The 18,604-nt window shown below is 70.3% G+C and carries 16 protein-coding genes; 12 read left to right on the top strand and 4 right to left on the bottom strand.

Annotation, left to right across the window (positions count from 1 at the left end; translation table 11 throughout):
- Positions 1-15: 15 nt before the first annotated feature.
- Genes OV208_RS29315 through OV208_RS29330 form a run of 4 tightly spaced genes read left to right on the top strand, consistent with a single transcriptional unit; the run spans position 16 to position 3,196 of the window.
- On the top strand, positions 16-603 hold the full coding sequence (locus OV208_RS29315; RefSeq protein WP_120539007.1) for a hypothetical protein: 588 nt from the start codon (positions 16-18) through the stop codon (positions 601-603).
- Positions 603-1,493 (top strand): myxosortase-dependent metalloprotease, MXAN_2677/MXAN_2678 family, encoded by an 891-nt coding sequence (locus tag OV208_RS29320; protein ID WP_267577215.1) that lies wholly within the window; start codon positions 603-605, stop codon positions 1,491-1,493. The genes OV208_RS29315 and OV208_RS29320 overlap by 1 nt, the downstream gene beginning before the upstream one ends.
- The gene (locus OV208_RS29325) at positions 1,490-2,467 is read left to right on the top strand and encodes a myxosortase-dependent metalloprotease, MXAN_2677/MXAN_2678 family (protein WP_267577216.1); all 978 of its coding nucleotides are present in this window, start codon (positions 1,490-1,492) and stop codon (positions 2,465-2,467) included. Before OV208_RS29320 ends, OV208_RS29325 begins: the two co-directional genes overlap by 4 nt.
- Positions 2,468-2,476: 9 nt before the next feature.
- Positions 2,477-3,196: an HAD family hydrolase gene (locus OV208_RS29330; protein ID WP_267577217.1), complete on the top strand. Its 720-nt coding sequence runs from the start codon at positions 2,477-2,479 to the stop codon at positions 3,194-3,196.
- Between the two features lie 33 nt (positions 3,197-3,229).
- Here the strand turns inward: OV208_RS29330 and OV208_RS29335 are convergent, their stop codons facing one another.
- Complete coding sequence (locus OV208_RS29335) at positions 3,230-5,284, bottom strand: protein kinase domain-containing protein (protein WP_267577218.1); 2,055 nt, start codon at positions 5,282-5,284, stop codon at positions 3,230-3,232.
- Between the two features lie 245 nt (positions 5,285-5,529).
- Here OV208_RS29335 and OV208_RS29340 point away from each other — a divergent pair, with 245 nt between their 5' ends.
- Genes OV208_RS29340 through OV208_RS29365 form a run of 6 tightly spaced genes read left to right on the top strand, consistent with a single transcriptional unit; the run spans position 5,530 to position 12,755 of the window.
- Positions 5,530-6,093, top strand: coding sequence for a chemotaxis protein CheW (locus OV208_RS29340; protein WP_267577219.1), 564 nt, complete (start codon positions 5,530-5,532; stop codon positions 6,091-6,093).
- The gene (locus OV208_RS29345; protein ID WP_267577220.1) at positions 6,090-7,559 is read left to right on the top strand and encodes a CheR family methyltransferase; all 1,470 of its coding nucleotides are present in this window, start codon (positions 6,090-6,092) and stop codon (positions 7,557-7,559) included. Before OV208_RS29340 ends, OV208_RS29345 begins: the two co-directional genes overlap by 4 nt.
- A gap of 32 nt (positions 7,560-7,591) precedes the next feature.
- Positions 7,592-9,199, top strand: coding sequence for a methyl-accepting chemotaxis protein (locus OV208_RS29350; protein WP_420715057.1), 1,608 nt, complete (start codon positions 7,592-7,594; stop codon positions 9,197-9,199).
- Positions 9,196-9,609, top strand: a complete 414-nt coding sequence (locus tag OV208_RS29355) for a response regulator (protein WP_120531825.1) — start codon at positions 9,196-9,198, stop codon at positions 9,607-9,609. Before OV208_RS29350 ends, OV208_RS29355 begins: the two co-directional genes overlap by 4 nt.
- Positions 9,610-9,613: 4 nt before the next feature.
- Positions 9,614-10,195, top strand: a complete 582-nt coding sequence (locus tag OV208_RS29360) for a chemotaxis protein CheW (RefSeq protein ID WP_267577221.1) — start codon at positions 9,614-9,616, stop codon at positions 10,193-10,195.
- A gap of 16 nt (positions 10,196-10,211) precedes the next feature.
- Positions 10,212-12,755, top strand: coding sequence for a hybrid sensor histidine kinase/response regulator (locus tag OV208_RS29365; protein WP_267577222.1), 2,544 nt, complete (start codon positions 10,212-10,214; stop codon positions 12,753-12,755).
- A gap of 109 nt (positions 12,756-12,864) precedes the next feature.
- Here OV208_RS29365 and OV208_RS29370 read toward each other — a convergent pair whose 3' ends face one another.
- From OV208_RS29370 to OV208_RS29380, 3 genes are all read right to left on the bottom strand, one after another.
- Positions 12,865-13,074 (bottom strand): hypothetical protein, encoded by a 210-nt coding sequence (locus OV208_RS29370; protein ID WP_199741768.1) that lies wholly within the window; start codon positions 13,072-13,074, stop codon positions 12,865-12,867.
- Positions 13,071-13,709, bottom strand: a complete 639-nt coding sequence (locus OV208_RS29375; protein ID WP_267577223.1) for a hypothetical protein — start codon at positions 13,707-13,709, stop codon at positions 13,071-13,073. The genes OV208_RS29370 and OV208_RS29375 overlap by 4 nt, the downstream gene beginning before the upstream one ends.
- Before the next feature lie 126 nt (positions 13,710-13,835).
- Positions 13,836-14,831 (bottom strand): histidine kinase dimerization/phospho-acceptor domain-containing protein, encoded by a 996-nt coding sequence (locus OV208_RS29380; protein WP_267577224.1) that lies wholly within the window; start codon positions 14,829-14,831, stop codon positions 13,836-13,838.
- A gap of 244 nt (positions 14,832-15,075) precedes the next feature.
- Between OV208_RS29380 and OV208_RS29385 the strand changes: the two genes are divergently transcribed.
- Together OV208_RS29385 and OV208_RS29390 are read left to right on the top strand one after the other, a co-directional pair.
- Positions 15,076-17,151: an alginate lyase family protein gene (locus OV208_RS29385; RefSeq protein ID WP_267577225.1), complete on the top strand. Its 2,076-nt coding sequence runs from the start codon at positions 15,076-15,078 to the stop codon at positions 17,149-17,151.
- A gap of 72 nt (positions 17,152-17,223) precedes the next feature.
- Positions 17,224-18,543, top strand: coding sequence for a nucleotide sugar dehydrogenase (locus OV208_RS29390; RefSeq protein WP_324291427.1), 1,320 nt, complete (start codon positions 17,224-17,226; stop codon positions 18,541-18,543).
- Positions 18,544-18,604 lie beyond the last annotated feature (61 nt).

The following is an 18,604-nucleotide window of genomic DNA, read 5'->3' on the forward strand; positions in this document are numbered from 1 at the left end:
CCAAGGAGACTTCACATGTCGATTCGACACGCAGTTCGCACGCTGGTGCTGGCCGCCCTGCTCGGGGGGCTTCCGGCGGGGGCCACGACGATGCTGCGCGCGGACCTTCCCCAGATGGCGCAGGCGTCCGACGCGGTGGTGCAGGGGGTTGTCCGGCGCGTGCAGAGCCGCTGGAGCGGCGACAACCGGCGCATCGTCACCGACGTGGAGATTGAAGTCACCGAGTCGCTCAAGGGCACGTCCGGCGGCACGGTGCTCGTCACCCAGCCGGGAGGCCGGGTGGGCGACATCGGACAGGTGGTGAGCGGCCTGGCGACGTTCTCCGAAGGGGAGGAGGTCGTCGTCTTCTTGGAGAAGAAGGGCGCATCCGCGTTCCAACTGGCGGGCATGGCGCAGGGCAAGTACCAGGTGCAGCGCTCGGATTCCAAGACGGGCGCGATGGCGGTGCCGGCGCCCACCGGGGACGCGGTGCTCATCGATCCCCAGACGCGCCAGGAGACCGAGTCGAACGCGAAGCCGGTGACGCTCGCGCAGCTCAAGTCGACCATTCGCGCGGCGCTCCAGGCGCAGCAGGTCGCGCCCGCGAAGAAGGGAACGAAGTGATGGGCGCGCTCGCGTCGTGGGTAGTGTTGGCGGTGGCGCTGGGACAGAGCTCCGCGCCGTACGTGCGCAGCCGGGTGTCCCCCGGGGATGACGCCACGCAGTGCCTGTACTGGACGCAGGCGCGCGTCGTCTGGCAGCAGAGCACCGTGGGCAACCAGAAGGTGACGGACCACACGGAGTTCCAGGCCATCAGCGACTCGTTCCAGAGCTGGCAGGACATCTTCGCCAACTGCGGCAACCTGACGCTGGCGGAGGGGCCGCGCGTGGACAGCCGGACCGTGGGCTACGCGCGCACCGGCGACAACATCAACCTCATCCTCTTCCGCACCCGGAGCTGTCGGGAGGTCGTGGACTCCAGCGATGCGTGCTTCGCGGCGGACACCTGCGCGAACACGTACGACTGCTGGGACGACAGCGCCGGCACCATCGCCATCACGCTCACGACCTACGATGAGCGCACCGGCATCGTGTACGACTCCGACATCTCCTTCAACGCCGCGACCTTCAACTTCACCACCGGCAATGGCGGGCCGTGCGGCATCGTGGCCACCCCGAACTGCGTGGACACGGACGTGCAGAACACGGCCACGCACGAGGTGGGCCACTTCGTGGGGCTGGACCACACGCTGGCGACGGGCTCCACGATGAACCCGAGCGCTCCGCCGGGTGAGGTGTCCAAGCGCAACATCGACAGCGGTTCACGCTCCTTCGTGTGCGCCGCGTACCCCAAGGGCAGCGCGAGCCAGCCCTGCATCCCGTTGCCGCCGGGCTCCAACGGTGACGGTGACGACGACGATGGTTGCTCCGCGGCATCGGGAGGCCTGGCGGCGCTGCCGCTGCTGGCCGCCGCTTCGCTGCTCGCGCGCCGCCGCCGCCGGGGTGCTCGGTGAGTCGCCGCCTCCTGCTCCTGGTGGGGCTGCTGGGCGCGGGGGCGGCCGAAGCGCAGCAGGACTACAAGCGCACGCTCGTGCCGGGCCGGCCGCTGTGCCTCGTGTGGCCGGGGCGTGACTACGTCTACCACCTGGATGTGAAAGGCAGCACGCGCACGCCCGACGCCACGGAGTTCACCGCCATCGAGGCCGCGTTCGACGCGTGGCGGGCGCTGTCCTCGACGTGCAGCGACTTCCGCTTCATCCGGGGCGAGGACTGGCGGCAGGAGGTGGACGTCGGCTACGACCAGGAACACCCCTTCGACAACTACAACGTCATCACCTTCCGCGAGCGCAACTGCCAGGACGTCGCCCCCGCGGACGACGTGTGCTGGCAGGAAGAGACGTGCGGCAACGTGTACCAGTGCTGGTCGCACGGGGGCGCCACCATCGGGCTCACCACGTCGTCGTTCAGCTTCAAGGACGGGCGCGTGGTGGACTCGGACATCGAGCTCAACGCGGCGGAGTTGGAATGGGGGGGGCCGGCCTTCCTCTTCACCACCGTCAACGGTCCGCCGTGTGGCGGGGGCGAGCCCGCCACCACCTGCGTCGCCACGGACGTGCAGAACACGATGACGCACGAGATTGGCCACGTCGTCGGCCTGGACCACGTCTTCTCCGTGGGCTCCACCATGGAGGCCACAGCCTCGAAGGGCGAGACGTCCAAGCGCGTCATCGACGCGGGCTCCGCCGCCGGCTTCTGTTCAACCTATCCGCGCGGCCTGCCCCCCACCCAGTGCCGCACCCCGGAGGATCCGGGCCTCAAGCTGGTGGCGGAGGGGAAGGGCTCCGGCTGCGGCGCTACGACCGCAGGGCCGGCCGTGGTCGCCTTGCTGCTCTGGAGCGCGGGGCTCCTGCGGCGACGCGGGAGCGGGCGGGCTGGGGGCCTGGCTTCCGGCTCGCTCGAGGCTGTGCCGCAACGGCGGCGCGGTTAGACTGTGGGGGTGGCCGTCGCCTTCTTCGACCTGGATCGCACCCTGCTCGCCGCCAACTCCGCGTCGCTGTGGGTGCGTCGCGAGCTGGCGCTGGGCCACATCTCCCGGTGGCAGGCCTTTCGCGCCAGCGTGCTGCTCGCGCGCTACCACCTGGGCTTCGTGGCCATGGAGGATGTGCTCCTGCGCGCCACCTCCCTGCTCACCGGTTCGGATGCGCGCGAACTGGAGCTGCGCTCCGGGGACTTCTACGGAGAGCTGGTGCGGGGCCGGTACCGGCCGGGCGGTCTGCTCGCGCTGGAGGCCCACCGGCAGGCGGGCGACCAGTTGGTGCTCCTGACGGCCTCCTCCAGCTACCTGTCCGACCTGGTGGGGCGCGAGCTGCGACTGGACGGCGTGCTGTGCAACCGCTTCGAGGTGGACGGGGCGGGGCGCCACACCGGGCGCCCGCTGGGTCCCATCTGCTACGGCGAGGGCAAGCGCTACTACGCGGAGGCCACCGCGAAGGAGGCGGGCGTGCCGCTGTCCGCGTGCTCCTTCTACACGGACTCGTACACGGACCTGCCGGTGCTGGAGGTGGTGGGGCGTCCGGTGGTGGTGAACCCCGACCATCGCCTGCGACGCGAGGCCCGGCGGCGGGGCTGGCCGGTGGTGGATTGGGGCGTGCCTCCTGGAGGCGCCGCCCCGTCCGTCCCACCCTCACCGCCGCTGCTGCCCTCCACCGGTCCCTGAGGCCAGGGACGCGGCGGGAGGCCGGCCGCGGCTTCAGCGCTTCGGGGCGACGAGGCGCATGGTGAACGTGTAGTCCACGTTCACCGGACGGCCCTGGTACTGGATGGGCTTGTAGGTGCGCGACACGAGCGAATCGAGCACCGCGCGCTCCATGTGCTCCACCATCTTGAAGACGCGGCAGTTCTCCACGCGGCCCTTGGTGGTGATGGTGCAGCGCACCGCCACGAGCCCCTCCGACTTGGTGGCGAGGGCTTCGCGCGAGTAGGCCAGGGAGCGGCCCTCCTCCAGCATCACCGGACGCTCCATGGAGTCGTTGAAGGGGACGACGGCGTCGGCCCGGACGGGCGCCAGCGCTCCGGTCGTCAGCGAGGGCACCGCGAGGCTGCCCGCCGCGCTCACCTGCACCGTCGCGGCCGACGCGCCGAGCGCGCCCGCGGACTTGTCGCTCACCGTGGCGGGCACGGCGCCGCCGACGGCGGGATTCGCCTGCATCATCACCGGAGCGGCCAGTCCACCCGGCGTCACCGGCGCCACGTTCTCGAAGTCCTCGGGGGTGGAGGCGTTGGCCAGGTCCACGCGGCTGGGGCGTTCGGAGCCGCCCCGGCGCTTCGTCATCTTCTGCGACAGCACGACCTCACCAGAGCCGCCGGTGATGACCGTCTCCGTCTGGTAGCCCTCCAGCGCGAACGTCAGCTCCGCGGTGATGCTGCCCTCGGCGCCCAGCGGCAGCTCCAGGTTGAGGGGCGTCGTGCCCTGCTCCTTGCCCCGGTAGTAGACGCGCGCGCCGGACGGCTGGCTCATCAGCTTGAAGCGCACCTTGCCCGTCCCGGGGGCCACCAGGGTCTCCGGCACCGGCGCCGGCTGCGTGGGCGTGGTCACCTGCGTCACCGGCTGCGCGGGCGCGTCCTTCTCTCCACCGCGCAGGAAGAACAGGGTCGCGCCGACGAGGCCCGCCACCACCACGCCACCGACGAGGCCGCCCATCAGGAGCGTGCGCTGGCGGGCGCGCTGCACGTCACGCGGCACCTCCACGCTGATGTCCACCGCGAGCCCGTCGTTGCCGTCGTGGTTGCCCACGTTGGCGAAGATGGGGGACGCGTAGGGGCCCGTCGTCGGCGGAGAGGGGTAGGGGCCCGTGGTGCTCGCGCCGCCCATCCGGCGGAACACGCCGCTGTTGCCGCCCGCGGACATGTGCGCTTCGCGCAGGCCCTCCAGCAGCTCGTCCATCGTCTGGAAGCGCCGGGAGGGTTCCTTTTCCAGACAGCGGCGAACCACCATCTCGATTTCGGGCGGCACCGCGAGGTCCGGGCGTACAGCCTGGAACGTGGGAGGCGGCTCCTTGTAGTGGGCGAAGATGAGCTCGATGTGGTCGCGCGCGATGAACGGCGGGCGGCCCATCAGCATCTGGAACAGCATGATGCCCAGCGAGTACACGTCGCTGCGCGCGTCCGCCACGTTGCGCGCCTGCTCGGGCGCCATGTACATCGGCGAGCCCAGGAACGTGCCGTTCTGGGTGATCTCCGGACCGACCGGCCCCTCCTGCGGCGCCACCGACTTCACGAGCCCGAAGTCCAGGACCTTCACGAGCTCCTGATCCGACTCGCTGAGGATCATGATGTTCGCGGGCTTCAGGTCGCGGTGGATGATGCCCAGGCTGTGCGCCTCGCGCAGAGAGCGGCACACCTGCTGCGCGACGGACACCGCGCGCATCCACGGCAGCGGGCCCACCTGCCCGAGCACCTGTGCGAGCGTGCGACCCTCCAGGTACTCCATCGCGATGTAGTAGATGCCGTCGTCCGTCTGCCCGTAATCGATGACGGTGACGGTGTTCGGGTGCCGCAGCTTGGACGTCAGCGACGCTTCCCGCAGGAAGCGCTTCTGGAATCCGGGGTCGCGACTGCTGGGAAAGTTGGGGTTGAGTACCTTGAGCGCGACCATGCGCTCCAGGGGGGCCTGCAGGGCGCGGTACACCTTGCCCATGCCGCCCACGCCCAGGGACTCCAGAATGCTGAAGCGGCCGTTCAACGTCCGGCCGATGAGCGGATCCGTTCCCGGGGCTTCTGGGCTCGGGGAATCGCTCTTGATCATTCGTGTCCCCTGGATGCTTGCAGCATGGTTTCTCCGTCAATCACGACAGGTCCTCATCCAAGCACAGTTCTCCGGTCGGGCGCACCCCAAGGGGGTCCAGAATCCACCACGTCGGGGCAAGCCAGACCCGGCGCTTCGGGGTATGCCGGCATGGGTCAACTTCTGGTTTGCCCGCATTGCGTTGGACGGGCTTCCCGGATTACGGTTTTTCTTCCTGCCCTCCTCGTGGTGGGCGGAGTTCCCTGATGGCCGAAACCCCCAAAACTTCAGTCCCACCCCAGGGCCGCCGCGTCTCCGTGCAGCAGCGGCTGACGGCGTTGGAAGCGGAGCAGGTGCAGCTGCGGCAGGAGCTTGCCTCCCTGCAGGGCGAGCTGCGCCTGCCCGGTCTGTACCTGACCGTGGAGGCAGCCAACACGTCCGCGCTCGTGCCCGCCCGGCAGGTGCGCGAGGTGGTTCGTCTGGTGGCTCTGGATCCGCTCCCCGGCGCGCCCGCGCACATCGCGGGGACGTTCGTGTACCGCGGCAGTCCGGCGGTGGTGGTGGACCTGGCGCGCATGCTGGGCGTGAAGCGCACGCCGGATCTGGATTCGCATCTGGTGGTGGTGGAGGCGGGCCGCACGGTGGCGCTGCTGGTGGACCGCGTGCGCGACCTGGTGGAGACGCCGGTGCTGCTGGACGGCACGCCGGGTGGCGAGGAGGCCCTGCCGTGGGACGGCACCGGGCTGATGGCGGGGCTGTGCCGGACGCCCGAGGGGCTGCGGCCGCTCTTGCGCACGAGCGCCGTGCTGGCCGGGATGGAGGCGCTGTGAGCGAAGGGCTCCTCGACGACGCAACGCTCGCGAAGGTCGAGGAGGTGCTCCAGGGCGCCTGCGGCCTGACGCTCGCGAGCAGCCTGCGTCGTTCGTTGGAGCCCGCGCTGGCGCGTGCGGCCCTGGCGCGCGGTTTTTCGGAAGCGGCCTTCCTGCGCCAGCTGCTCCTGCGCGAGCCGCTGGCGGTGGAGGCGTTCATCGAGCACGCCGTCATCGGCGAGACGTACTTCTTCCGCCACCCCGAGCACCTGCGGGCGCTGGCGGCGCGGGCCCGCCTGCATCCGGGCACCTTCAGTGTGTGGAGCGCGGGCTGCGCGAGCGGCGAGGAGCCCTACAGCATCGCCATGGCGTTGATGGCCGCGGGGCTGGGGGAGGGCGGGCGCTTCCGCGTGCTGGCGACGGACGTGTCCGGCCGGGCGCTGCTGCGCGCGAAGGCCGCCGTGTACAGCCCGTGGTCGCTGCGCCGCCTCGAGCCGGAGCTGGAGCGGCGCTTCCTCACCTCGCATCCCGGATTGCCGGGTCAGGACCCGCAGCACGGGGTCGTGCCGGAGGTGATCCGCGCGGTGGACTTCCGCCGCCACAACCTGGCCACGGACGCGGTGCCGTCCATGGGCTTCCAGGCCATCTTCTGCCGCAACGTCCTCATCTACTTCACGCCGGAGATGGTGCAGGTGGTGCTGGCGCGGCTGGTGTCCGCGCTCGCGCCGGGCGGGCTGCTCTTCGTGTCGCCCGCGGAAGTGCCGCTGACCAACGGCCTGGGGCTGGAGACGCTGGACGCGGACGGCACCCCCGTCCTGCGCGTGCCCCTGGAGTCGTGGCCCGCGCTGGAGGCCGCGACCGCGCACACGCGCCGGGACACGCCGACGTCCTTCGCCGCCGTCTCGGCGCGCCGGGACACGCCGCCGCCGGCCAACGTGCTGCGGATGGAATCCCGCCGCGTCTCCCCGCCGCCCGTGTCCGCGTTCGTGTCGCGACCGGCCCCGACCCCGGAGCCCGTCGCCAGGCAGACCCCGCTGCCCCTGGCGCCCGCTCCGGCGACGCCCGCGCGCGCGGGAGCGCAGAACGGCCTGCTGACGCGGGCGCTGGCGGCGGCGCAGGCGGGCAACTACGAGGAAGCCGAAGCCCTGGCGCGCGAGGCCGCGCGGACGATGTCGCCGGAGGCGTACCTGCTGCTGGCGATGGTGGCCGAGGCGCGGGGCGACCTGCTCGCGGCGGTGGAGGCGGTGCGCAAGGCGCTGTATCTGGAGCCGCAACTGGCGCTGGGCCATGCCACGCTGGTGTCGCTTTACAGCCGCCTGGATCAGCGCGAGGACGCGGAGCGCGCGCGGCAGAACGCGCTGCGCGCGCTGGATGGATTGGATGACGAGCACCCGCTGCGAGGGGTGGAGACGACGATGACCGCGGGGGGGCTCCGACAGGCGCTTGCCCCAAGGCCTTCGCAGGTGGGTTGGCAGGGCGCGCGCTGACGGCGTCCGTCCCGACGTGAGGTGGAGACAACGTGGAAGTGCAAGGGATGAAGGTGGCGCTGCCCGAAGGGTTGGAATCGGCGCGGCTCAGCCTGCGGACGAAGCTCATCATCGGCACGGGCTTGTTCGGCATCGTGCTGGTCGGCATCCTGACCTTCGCGTTCTGGATGCAGATGAGTGACGGCCTGCTGGACGAGCTCACCCGGCGCGCGCGCGCGGTAGGCATCGGCATGGCCGCCAACGTGTCCGCGTCCGTCGCTGGCCAGGACGCGGCGGCGCTGCAACAGGGCACCGACCTGGCGCTCAAGAACATGCCGGACATCGCGTACATCGTGGTGCGCGACGCCTCCGGCAAGGTGCTGGCGCGCTCGTCGGGCGAAAGCTTCGCGAGCGCCACGGCGGTGGATGCGGCGGACGGCGACGCGGTGGTGGACCGCCTCCTGACCGTGGGCAAGCTGCCCGTGGTGGAGACGACGGCCCCCATCCTGGCGAACAGGGCGGGTGCCACGGGCGTGCGCGTGGGCACCGTGCAACTGGCGCTGGACCGCGAAGCGCTGGTGGAGTCGCTGGCCGCGAGCACCTGGCGCACGGCGGGCATCGGCCTGCTGGTGCTGGTGGTGGGCCTGCTGGCCGTGGCCGGCATGGCGGGCCTGTTCATCGTGCCGCTGGAGCGGCTGGCCCGCGCGGCGGTGGGCATCGCGGCGGGGGACCTGCGCCAGCAGATCGACACCGCCGGGACGGACGAGATTGGCGAACTGGCGCGCAGCTTCGCCACCATGGCGGACGCGCTGGCGCACCTGCTGCACGACCTGCGGGGCGCGGCGACGGATCTGGAGTACGAGGCGGCGAACGTGCTGGCCACGTCCACGCAGCAGTCCGCGATGGCGCACCAGCAGGCCTCCGCCATCAGCGAGACCAGCACCACCGTGGCGGAGATCGCCCAGACGTCCAAGCAGGCCACGTCCTACGCGGACGCGGTCATCGCGCAGACGCAGAAGTCGGAGACGCTCAGCGCGGAGGGCCAGAAGGTCGTCACGGAGAGCGTGACGGGCATGGAGAAGCTGGGAGAGCAGGTGAAGGCCATCGCGCTGGCCATCACCGACCTGAACGAGCGCACGCTGCAGATCAGCGACATCATCGGTCAGGTGAAGGACGTGGCGGAGCAGTCCAACCTGCTGGCCCTCAACGCCTCCATCGAGGCGGCGAAGGCCGGGGAACACGGCCGCGGCTTCGCGGTGGTGGCCACGGAGATGCGCACGCTGGCGGAGCAGTCCCGCATGGCGGCGGAGCAGGTGCGCGTGCTGCTGGGCGAGGTGCAGAAGGGCACCCGTCTGGCGGTGACAACGACGGACGAAGGCAGCAGGCGGGCGCAGGCGGCCATGGAGCTGGCGCGCAGCGCGGGCAACACCATCCTGGGACTTTCGGAGGTCATCCGGGAGTCTTCAGGGGCCGCGCGGCAGATCGCCGGCAACACGCGGCAGCAGACCATCGGGGTGGAACAGATCGCCACCGCGATGGGCGAACTGACGTCCGCCATGAGTGATTCGGTGGAGGGCACCCGGCGCATCGAGCAGGTGGCCGGCAACCTCTCCACCTTGTCGAAGCGCTTCTCGGATCTAGTGGGCAGGTACCAGCTATGAACAGCAACGTGACGGGCGGGGCCAAGAAGGCGGCGAAGGTGCTCATCGTGGAGGACACGAAGACCATCACCAACCTCCTCCAGGTGTACCTGATGGGGTGGGGGTTGGACTTCGTGGACGCGCCCAACGGCGCGGTGGGGCTCAAGCGGGCGCGCGAGCAGAAACCGGACCTCATCATCTCCGACGTGCAGATGCCGGAGATGGACGGCTTCGCGCTGTGCGCGGCCATCCGCAGCGACCCGAAGCTGAGCGAGACGCCCTTCCTGCTGCTCACGTCCCTGAAGGACGACGCGAGCCGGCAGAAGGGCAAGCTCGTGGGCGCGAGCGCGTTCCTCAACAAGCCGGTTTCGGTGGATGACCTGCGCTCGAAGGTGCGGGACTTCCTCAAGCTGCCGGCCACCAAGTACTAAAGCGATGCCAGCCGACGACACCAAGTTCCAGCCCATCGACTTCGAGGAGCTGAAGGCTTCGCTCGACGCGGCGCAGATGCTGCTCGAGGGCGGCCAGGTGGTGAGCGCCCACCGGCGGCGCGAGGTGCTCCATCAGCGCGCGGTGGCGCTGGCCAGCTCGCGTCACGAGGAGCGCCAGGAAGTCGTCACGGTGCTCGCCTTCCAGGTGGGTGGCGAGCGCTACGCGGTGCGCATCGAGCTGGTGGACCACGTGCTGGAGGCGCGCGGCATGTGCGCGCTGCCCGGCGCGCCCCGACACGTGCTGGGCGCGCTGCTGAGCCGCTCGCGCATCGTGCCGGTGCTGGACCTGCGGCAGTTGCTGGGGCTGGAGGGCGGCGGCATGTCCGACCTCGGCAAGGTGGTGGTGGTGGAGCTGGAGGACGAGGCGTTCGGACTGGCGGCGGAAGTGGTGGATGGACGCAAGGAGCTGCTTCGCGCGGAGCTGTCCCAGCCGCCGGCGGGCCCCTTCCTGTTCCTGACGCCGGACCGGCTCACGGTGCTGGACCTGACACAGCTGGGCAACCCGGCGGCCGCCCGGCGCGGCTAGAGGGGACTGGGGTTTCATGGATCCGCAGTTGTTGCGCAGCATCTGGCCGGTGTTCGCCGCGGAGACGCGCGAGCAGATTCAAGCCATCGGGTCGAAGGTGCTGGGACTGGAGCAGCCGGCCGCCTCGCGCGATCCGGACCTGCTTCCGTCGCTCAAGCGCGTGGTGCACAGCCTCAAGGGCTCCGCGGCGAGCCTGGGGCTGGACGACATCGAACGCCTCGTCCACGCCATCGAGGACGGGCTGTCGCACGTCAACATGGAGGAGCCCATCTCCCGCACCGCGGTGGAGGCGATGCTGCGGGGGCTGTCCGGCATCGAGAACGCCCTCAACCGCGGCGACGCGGGAGAGGCGCCCGTGGTGGACGGCGTCTCCGCGCTGCTCACGGCGCTGGGCCATGGCGGGGAGGTGTCGTCCTCGTCGGATGACGCCACCGACTCCGGCGCGCTGGGCGGGGAGGGCTTGAAGATCCTTTCGGCGCTGGAGGCCGCGCTGGGCCGGCTGGTGTCCCCCAAGGTGGAGGACCGGGCGGGCGCGGTGCGCGCGGCGGTGGAGCGGGCGCATGCCCTGCGCCAGAGCGCGGAGGCCGCGCAGGCGGAGCAGGTGGCCGCGCTGGCGGAGGCCGCGGCGCTGGGCTTCACGCGCATGGAGGAGGGCGGGGACGCGGCGGGTCAGGCGGCCGCGGAGGTCGCGGGCGCGCTGGTGGACCTGCGCGCGATGCTGGGCATGTCGGAGGACTCCTCCGAGTCCCTGACGTCCACGCCCGCGCCCGTGGCCCCGACGCCGGTGGTGGCGAAGCCCGCGGCCCGCGCGACGACGGCGGCCGAAGGCCGGGCCGGAGCGGTGGACCGCGCGGTGCGCGTGTCGGTGAAGACGCTGGACTCGCTGGCGCTCCAGGTGGAGCACCTGGTCGCGGGACGGGCGCAGGCGGGCCGGCGCACGGAGAGCTTCCGCGCGCTGACGGATCAGGCGCATGAGGTGCTGCTGCACCTGGAGCGCTCCGCGTCGCAGCTCGCCCTGTCGGGGGGTGGCACCGCGCTGGAGCAGTTGCGCGCGGGCGTGAGCCTGATGCGCACCATGCAGAAGCGGCTCTTGGAGCAGGCGAAGGAGGCGCACCGCGACGGCGAGCAGCACGCGCTGGTGGCGCAGGTGGTGCGCGACGACCTGCGAGACCTGCGCATGGTGCCGGCCTCGCAGGTGCTGGAGCCGCTGCGGCGCACCGTGCGGGAGACGGCGTCGCGGCTGGGCAAGGAAGTGGTGCTGGAGCTGGGCGGCACCGACGTACGCCTGGACCGGCGCATCGTGGACGCGCTGAAGGATCCGCTCGTGCACCTGGTGCGCAACGCCATCGACCACGGGCTGGAGATGCCGGAGGGGCGGCGCGCGGCGGGCAAGCCGGATTCCGGCCGGCTGACGGTGCGCGTGGAGGCGCGAGGCACGCGCATCGGCGTCATCGTCGAGGACGACGGCGCGGGCCTGGATCCGGTGCGCGTGCGCGCGACGGCGGTGCGCCGGGGCCTGATGACCCAGGACGCGGCGGACAAGCTGACGGACCCGCAGGCCGCGCGGCTCATCTTCCAGCCGGGCTTCTCCACGCGGGAGGAAGTGACTTCCACGTCGGGCCGTGGCGTGGGCCTGGACGTGGTGCTGGCCACCGCGCAGCGGCTGCAGGGCTCCGCGGACGTGGAGTACACGCCGGGCAAGGGCACGCGCTTCATCGTGGACCTGCCGCTCACGCTGGCCGCGGCGCTGGGCCTGCTGGTGCGCACCGGCAACACCATCACCGCCATTCCCTCCGACACCGTGAAGCGGGTGCTGCGGCTGGACAAGGACGACATCGGCACGGTGGCGGGGCGCGTGGTGGCGCGGCTGGATGGCGAACAGCTCACGTTCCTGACGCTGTCGGAGGCCATCGGGCTGCCGCGCCTGGAGCTCGCGCTGGAGTCCGGACGGCGGCAGACGGCGGTGCTGCTGGCGCTGGGCGAGGAGCGCGTGCTGTACGCCATCGACGAGGTGGTGGGGCAGCAGGAGCTGGTCGTCCGTGCGCTGGGCAAGCACCTGCAGGGCGTCCCGCATCTGGCGGGCGCGGCGGTGCTGGATGACGGCCGCGTGGTGCCGGTGCTCAACGCGCTGGAGCTCTTGCGCGCGGCGAAGCCGGAGATGCGCTCGCCGGTGGGCGAGACGAAGATGCCGCGCATCCTGGTGTGCGACGACTCGCTCACGACGCGCTTCGCGATGAAGTCGCTGCTGGAGATCGCCGGCTACCCGGTGGTGACGGCGGCGGATGGCGAGGAGGCGTGGTCCGTGCTGGACCGCGTCCACTGCCAGCTCGTCGTCAGCGACTGGCAGATGCCCCGGCTGGATGGCGTGGGGCTGGCGCGGCGGATGAAGAGGCACCCCATGTTCCGCCGCACGCCCATCATCCTGGTGACGTCGCTGGACAGCCAGGAGGACCGGATGGAGGGCCTGGAGGCCGGCGCGGACGGCTACCTCGTCAAGCGCGAGGTGGAGCGCGGCAAGCTCCTGGAACTCGTGCGGCAGTTGCTGCCGTCGTCGGGCTGACGCGCGGCGGGCGGATGGAACGACAACGCCCCGTCCCCGCGCGAGCGTCGGGACAGGGCGTCGGGTGCGGCCCGGGACCTTCCGTCAGGGAAGGCCCGGGGAAGACACGTCACTTCTTCGGACGGCTCCACGCCTTGGGCCAGTCGTCGAACTGCGCGACCTCCTGCTCTCCGACGAGCAGCGTGTACATGGACTCCTCGGGGAAGTCGCCGATGCGGATGCGCAGCTCCTGCCCGTCCGCCTTGGTGCGCAGCGGGTGCAGCACGTCCGTCGTCTTCACCCATTCCAGCTTCTGATTCAGGAGTTGCTCAGCGTTCATAGCTTGGCCTGCTGATTGGCGAAGTGGTTGTTCACGGTCTGGTTGGTGCGCTTCGAGCTGTCGACAAGGCTCTGGTAGACGGCGTCCCCAGTCAACCCCTTCGCCTTGGCACCCTTGACCAGCTGGTCGAACGAGGGACCGTCCAGCCGGCCGTACGTGAAGAAGTCGCGCGCCTTCAGCATCATGACTTCGAGCGGGTTGCTCATGAAGCTGCGCGCTTCCAGGCGGGCCTCGTGGCGGGTGTTCACCGCCGCCTTCGCGCGCTCTTCCAGGGACGCGCCCTGAGCCTTCAGCTTCGCGTCCGTCTCCGGGATGCTGGCGACCTTCTGGTTGTACCAGTTGCGGATTTCAGTGTTGGTCGTGGGCTTCTTCGCCGAGGCCGCGTCCGGGCCGTTCACCTTCGCGGCGCCGTCCGGGTTGCGCGGACGGGTGCGCGACGGGCTGCCCGTCACGTCCGTGGGCTGCGGCCGCGTGGGCGCGGGCGTCGAGTTCGAACGGGTGGGCCGCGTCGGGGTAGACGACGTCGGCGTGTTCGTCTTCGGCTTCGAATCCACCGAATTGCTGCGACGCGGAGGGGACGACAGCGCCGAGTCGGACTTCGTGGAGCGGACGCTCGAGTTCCGGGAGAGCTTCATGGGGGGTCGACCTTCGAGGGTAGGAAGGAAAACAGCTTTCCCTTTTATCGCAAGCACAGGTAGGCGAGTTGCGACCTGCGCCTACCTTTCGCGCGAATCCCTGACGTTTCCCGCAATCCCGCCCGTTTAGCGGTGGGCCGGCACCGCGAAGGCGTCATCCCTTGGACAGAGCAGGGTGATTTCGAGCCGGGGCTCCCGGTGGATGGCCAGCGTGCCCCCCAGACGCCCCGCCAGGTGCCGGAGCACGGCCTCGGTGCGCGGGGGCAGGGCGGCGCCAGGGCAGGCCTGGACGCGCAGCAGCCACTGCGTGGCGTCCAGGGACGGGCCCAGGTGGACATCCACGGCCACCGCGTTCGCGGTGCTCCTCGCCACCGTGCGGGCGAGCAGCTCCCAGTCCGCGCGGGTGCCTCGCACGGCCACGGCCGAGGCTTCGGGCAGCGTCAGCGTGGGCGCTCCCCGGCGGCGTCCGGGCGTGGGCGCGAAGGCGCGCTCCAGCACGGGGCGCAGGTCGTCCAGGCCCGGGGCCAGGGGCGACAGGCGCCGGTCGATGAGCTCCTTCTGGTCCGTGCCCGACTTCGCGAGCCGCTCCAGGTAGCGCTGCATCTGCGCGTTGAGCGGGCCCGCGGCGCCCTTGAGCATCATGTCCACGTAGCCTCGGATGACCATCAGGGGCGTGCGCAGGTCATGGGCCGCGCGCGAGCGACGCTTCTCCAGCGCCAGCACGGTGCGCTCCAGGCGCAGCTTCGCTTCCAGGAGCCGCGACTGCCGCTCGCCCTGCGCCGCTTCCCGCGCATGCGCCTTCAGCAGGGCAGGGGCGAACGCACCGAAGCGCGCCACCACGTGCCGCTGCGATGTCGTCAGCGGCGCCGGCCAGACCTGGAGGACGGGGCTTCGCGCTGCCTTGTCGGTGTTTCCGTCGCGATGGGCGGGCACTCGCCCCACCTTCATCACGCACGCACGTCCTTCATAGAGGGCCGCGCCGGTCGCACCGGTCAGCCGCAATGTCGCCTTCAGCAGAGCCTCCAGGCCCGCGCGCGTTCCTTCGCGCAGCGCCTGCTCGGCCACCGCCGTCAGCGTCGTTTCCACCCTGGCATCGAGGTCGTCCTCGATGCGCCGCCCCATCCAAGCCCCAGCCCGCACGTGCCAAGGAATGGGCATGCCCCGGTGGAGGCGCAACGGCTCCCGCGCTGGGCAAATCCTTCACCGGCGATCAGGAATTCTTTACCCACCGTGATCGGCGGCGGGTGGACATTTTTACCGTCGCGGGGGCAGGACACCCTGGCCAAACCCTTGCTTTCGCTGGGAAAAGGTTTTGGCCGAGCACTTGCTATCGCTCCTCCTCGTCAAGCGGTTCGGGAAGGGGCGGATGGGAACTCTCGAGTACTACGCGGCGATCGCTCGGATGGCGCCAGGAGCACTGGCGAAGAGCGCGGTCCGCCGTGTCCAGGGTGTCGCGCGGCAGGCCCTCTACCGCCGCCGTGAGCAGGTCGACGAGGCCCAGCTCCTGGAGTCCTTCGGTGCCACGTCGGCCGGAGAACTGGTGTCGCTGGCGCTCGACCACCGCTCCTCGCGGACCTGGTGCGAGGTGTCCCAGCGCGCGTCCGTTCGCGCCGCCATCGAGAAGCTTCCGGGCGCGAAGCAGCGCACGCAGGCCCGCGCGGCGCAGGCGCTCGCCCAGGCGTGGAATGTCTTTGGCACGCCGGTGTCCTTCGGCGAGGGCCGTCCGGTGGACTGGTCGTTGGATCCGCTCAGTGGCAAGCGTTACCCCGTCGAGCCCGTGGAGAGCCTGCGGCTGCTCGTGAAGGGCATGGATCCGAAGTACCCGTGGGTGATGGGCCGGCTGGACAGCCTGGTGGCGCTGGCGCAGGGCGCCTGGGTGACGAACTCGCCGGTGGGACGCTCGCGGCTGGCGACGGCGTTCGTCGCGCAGACGCTGGACTTCCTCCAGGCGAACCCCGTGGGCATGGGCGTCCACTGGACGTGCCCCATGGAGATCGCCCTGCGCGCGGCCAACCTCGCGCAGGCGCTGGTGATGTTCGCGGACGCGCCGGAAGTGCGCCGTCCGGAGTTCCTGGTGCCCGTGCTGGGCGCGCTCACCGAGCACTCCGCGTGGGTGGAGGCCCACCTGGAGGACCACGGCGCGGTGCCCAACAACCACCTCGTCTCCAATTACGTGGGGCTGGCCGTGGTGGGCCTGCTCTTCCCGGAGCTGCCGGGCGCGCCCAGGCAGGTGGCGCTCGCCGCCAACGGGCTGCGCACGCAGATGGATGCGCAGGTGCATCCGGAAGGCACTTCCTTCGAGGGCTCCATTCCCTACCACCGCCTGTCGGTGGAGCTGTTCACGCTGGCCTGGGTCATCGCGCGGGGCGCGGGCGTGTCCCTGGGGCCCGCGTACGAGTCGCGTCTGCGATTGATGTATGTCGCATCCCGCGCCTGGTCCTCCGAAGAGGGATTGGCGCCGCAGATGGGCGACAATGATTCAGGCCGCGTGTTTCCCTTCCAGGACCGGGATGATCGCGAGCAGGGCTATCTGTCCGGGCTGGGCGCGGCGCTCTTCAACGATTCGGGCCTCCGTGACGGTATGTTTCCGGACGAGGCGGCGTGGCTGTTGGGCACCGCGGGCCTGGAGCGTTTCGCTGCGCTGTCCGTGGCGCCGGAGGCTGTTTCGGTGAGCTTTCCGGAAGGTGGATTTCACACCTTGCGCGGCCCGGGAGTCGTGCTCACTGTGTCGGCCGGTAAGCAAGGGCAACGGGGTGTCGGGGGACACAGTCACAACGACAAACTCTCCTTCGAGCTTCATGTTCATGGCCGCCCCGTCATCGTCGACCCGGGAACCGGTTCGTACACGCGGGATCCGGTGCTGCGCAATGCGATGCGGAGCACCGCGGCGCACAACACGCTCCAGGTGGATGGGGCGGAGCAGGCCCCATTGGATCCGGCGCGACTGTTCGCGCTGCCGGAGGATGCCAGGGCTCGCGTCCTGGCCTTCCAGCCCGGCGCGCGGCACGACCGGCTGGTGGTGCGACACGACGGCTACCGGCACCTGGCGTCGCCGGTAGGCATTGAGAGGACTTTCTTCCTGGACCGGCACGTGCGCGCGCTGGCCGTGGAAGACCGGCTCGTCGGTACGGGCCGTCATGAGGTGGTGGGACGTTTGCATCTGCCCGATGGGCAGGCGCGGTGGTGCGAGCCCGACGCGGCGGTGCTGGCGCGGGCCCAGCGCGTGCAAGAAGGACCTGGGTCCTTTGAAGCGCGGGCTGTCGAGATTGGACCGGCGGAGGCGCCCGTGGGTTGGGTGCTGCTGGGGCGGGGGTTGGAGACCTCGCTCGTGCCGTCGAAGTATTCGCCCGGGTATGGGCGGGTGGTGTCGGCGGTGTCGGTGGAGTTCCGGAGGCAGATGACGCCTCCGGCGAGGCTGGGGTGGGTGTTCGTCTTCAGGTGAACGGTGTGGGTTGGGACAGGCGAGCCGGCGAGGCCACCTGTCAATTTGCTGGGAGCAACGACAATGCGCGTGATGGTTGGCAACCCCTTGCTGGAGCGGATCAGCAATCGGGAAGCGAAGGTGGGCGTGGTGGGTCTCGGTTACGTCGGTCTTCCCCTGGGCATGGCGTTCGCGGACGCCGGCTTCATGGTGACCGGCCTGGACGTGGATCAGCGCAAGATTGACAAGATTACGAAGGGGGAGAGCTACATCAAGCACATCCCCAGCGAGCCGCTGGCGAAGCTCACCCAGGCGGGCAAACTCACGGCGAGCAATGAGTTCGCGAAGTCGCGCGAGCTGGACTGCGTCATCATCTGCGTGCCCACGCCGCTGACCGCGTCGCGTGAGCCGGACATGAGCTTCATCATCGCCACGGGCGAGGCGCTGGCGCCGTACGTGCGTCCCGGCCAGCTCTTCATCCTGGAGTCCACCACCTACCCGGGCACCACCGAGGAGATCCTCAAGCCCCTGCTGGAGAAGGGCGGCCTCAAGGCGGGCGTGGACTTCTTCCTGGCCTTCAGCCCCGAGCGCGAGGACCCGGGCAACAAGGGCTTCAACACCAAGACGATTCCGAAGGTCGTCGGTGGCTACTCGCCCGCGTGCCTTGAAGTCGCGGTCGCCCTGTACGGCAGCGCGCTGAAGGAAGTCGTCCCGGTGTCCTCCACGCGCGTGGCGGAGCTCTCCAAGCTGCTGGAGAACATCTACCGCTGCGTGAACATCGCGATGGTCAACGAGATGAAGATGCTCTGCGACCGCATGAACGTGGATGTCTGGGAAGTCATCCAGGCCGCCAGCACGAAGCCCTTCGGCTTCCAGCCGTTCTACCCGGGCCCCGGCCTGGGCGGGCACTGCATCCCCATTGACCCGTTCTACCTGACGTGGAAGGCGCGCGAGTTCGAGTTCCACACCAAGTTCATCGAGCTGGCCGGCGAAGTGAACTGGCAGATGCCGTACTACGTGGTCCAGCGCACGATGGAGGCGCTCAACGCGGGCAAGAAGGTCCTCAACGGCGCGAAGGTCCTCTGCCTGGGCGCGGCGTACAAGAAGGACATCGACGACTTCCGTGAGTCCCCGTCGCTGCGCGTGATGACGCTCCTGAAGGAGAAGGGCGCGGACATCAGCTACCACGACCCGTTCGTGAAGGAGCTGCACAAGGGCCACGGCTTCAACATGGAGATGACGTCCGTCCCGCTCGACGCTGAGACGCTGGGCCAGTACGACGCGGTCATCATCCTGACCGACCACTCGCACATCGATTACAACGAGCTGGTCCAGCGCTCGAACATCGTCATCGACACGCGCAACGCGACGAAGGCCGTCACGGAGGGCCGCGAGAAGATCGTCAAGGCGTAAGGCTTCCCGAAGGCTTCAAGGTACAGACAGGCGACATGCGCCTGGAGGCCGCAAGGCTTCC

This window comes from Corallococcus sp. bb12-1 (assembly GCF_026626765.1).
GTDB classification, from domain to species: domain Bacteria; phylum Myxococcota; class Myxococcia; order Myxococcales; family Myxococcaceae; genus Corallococcus; species Corallococcus terminator.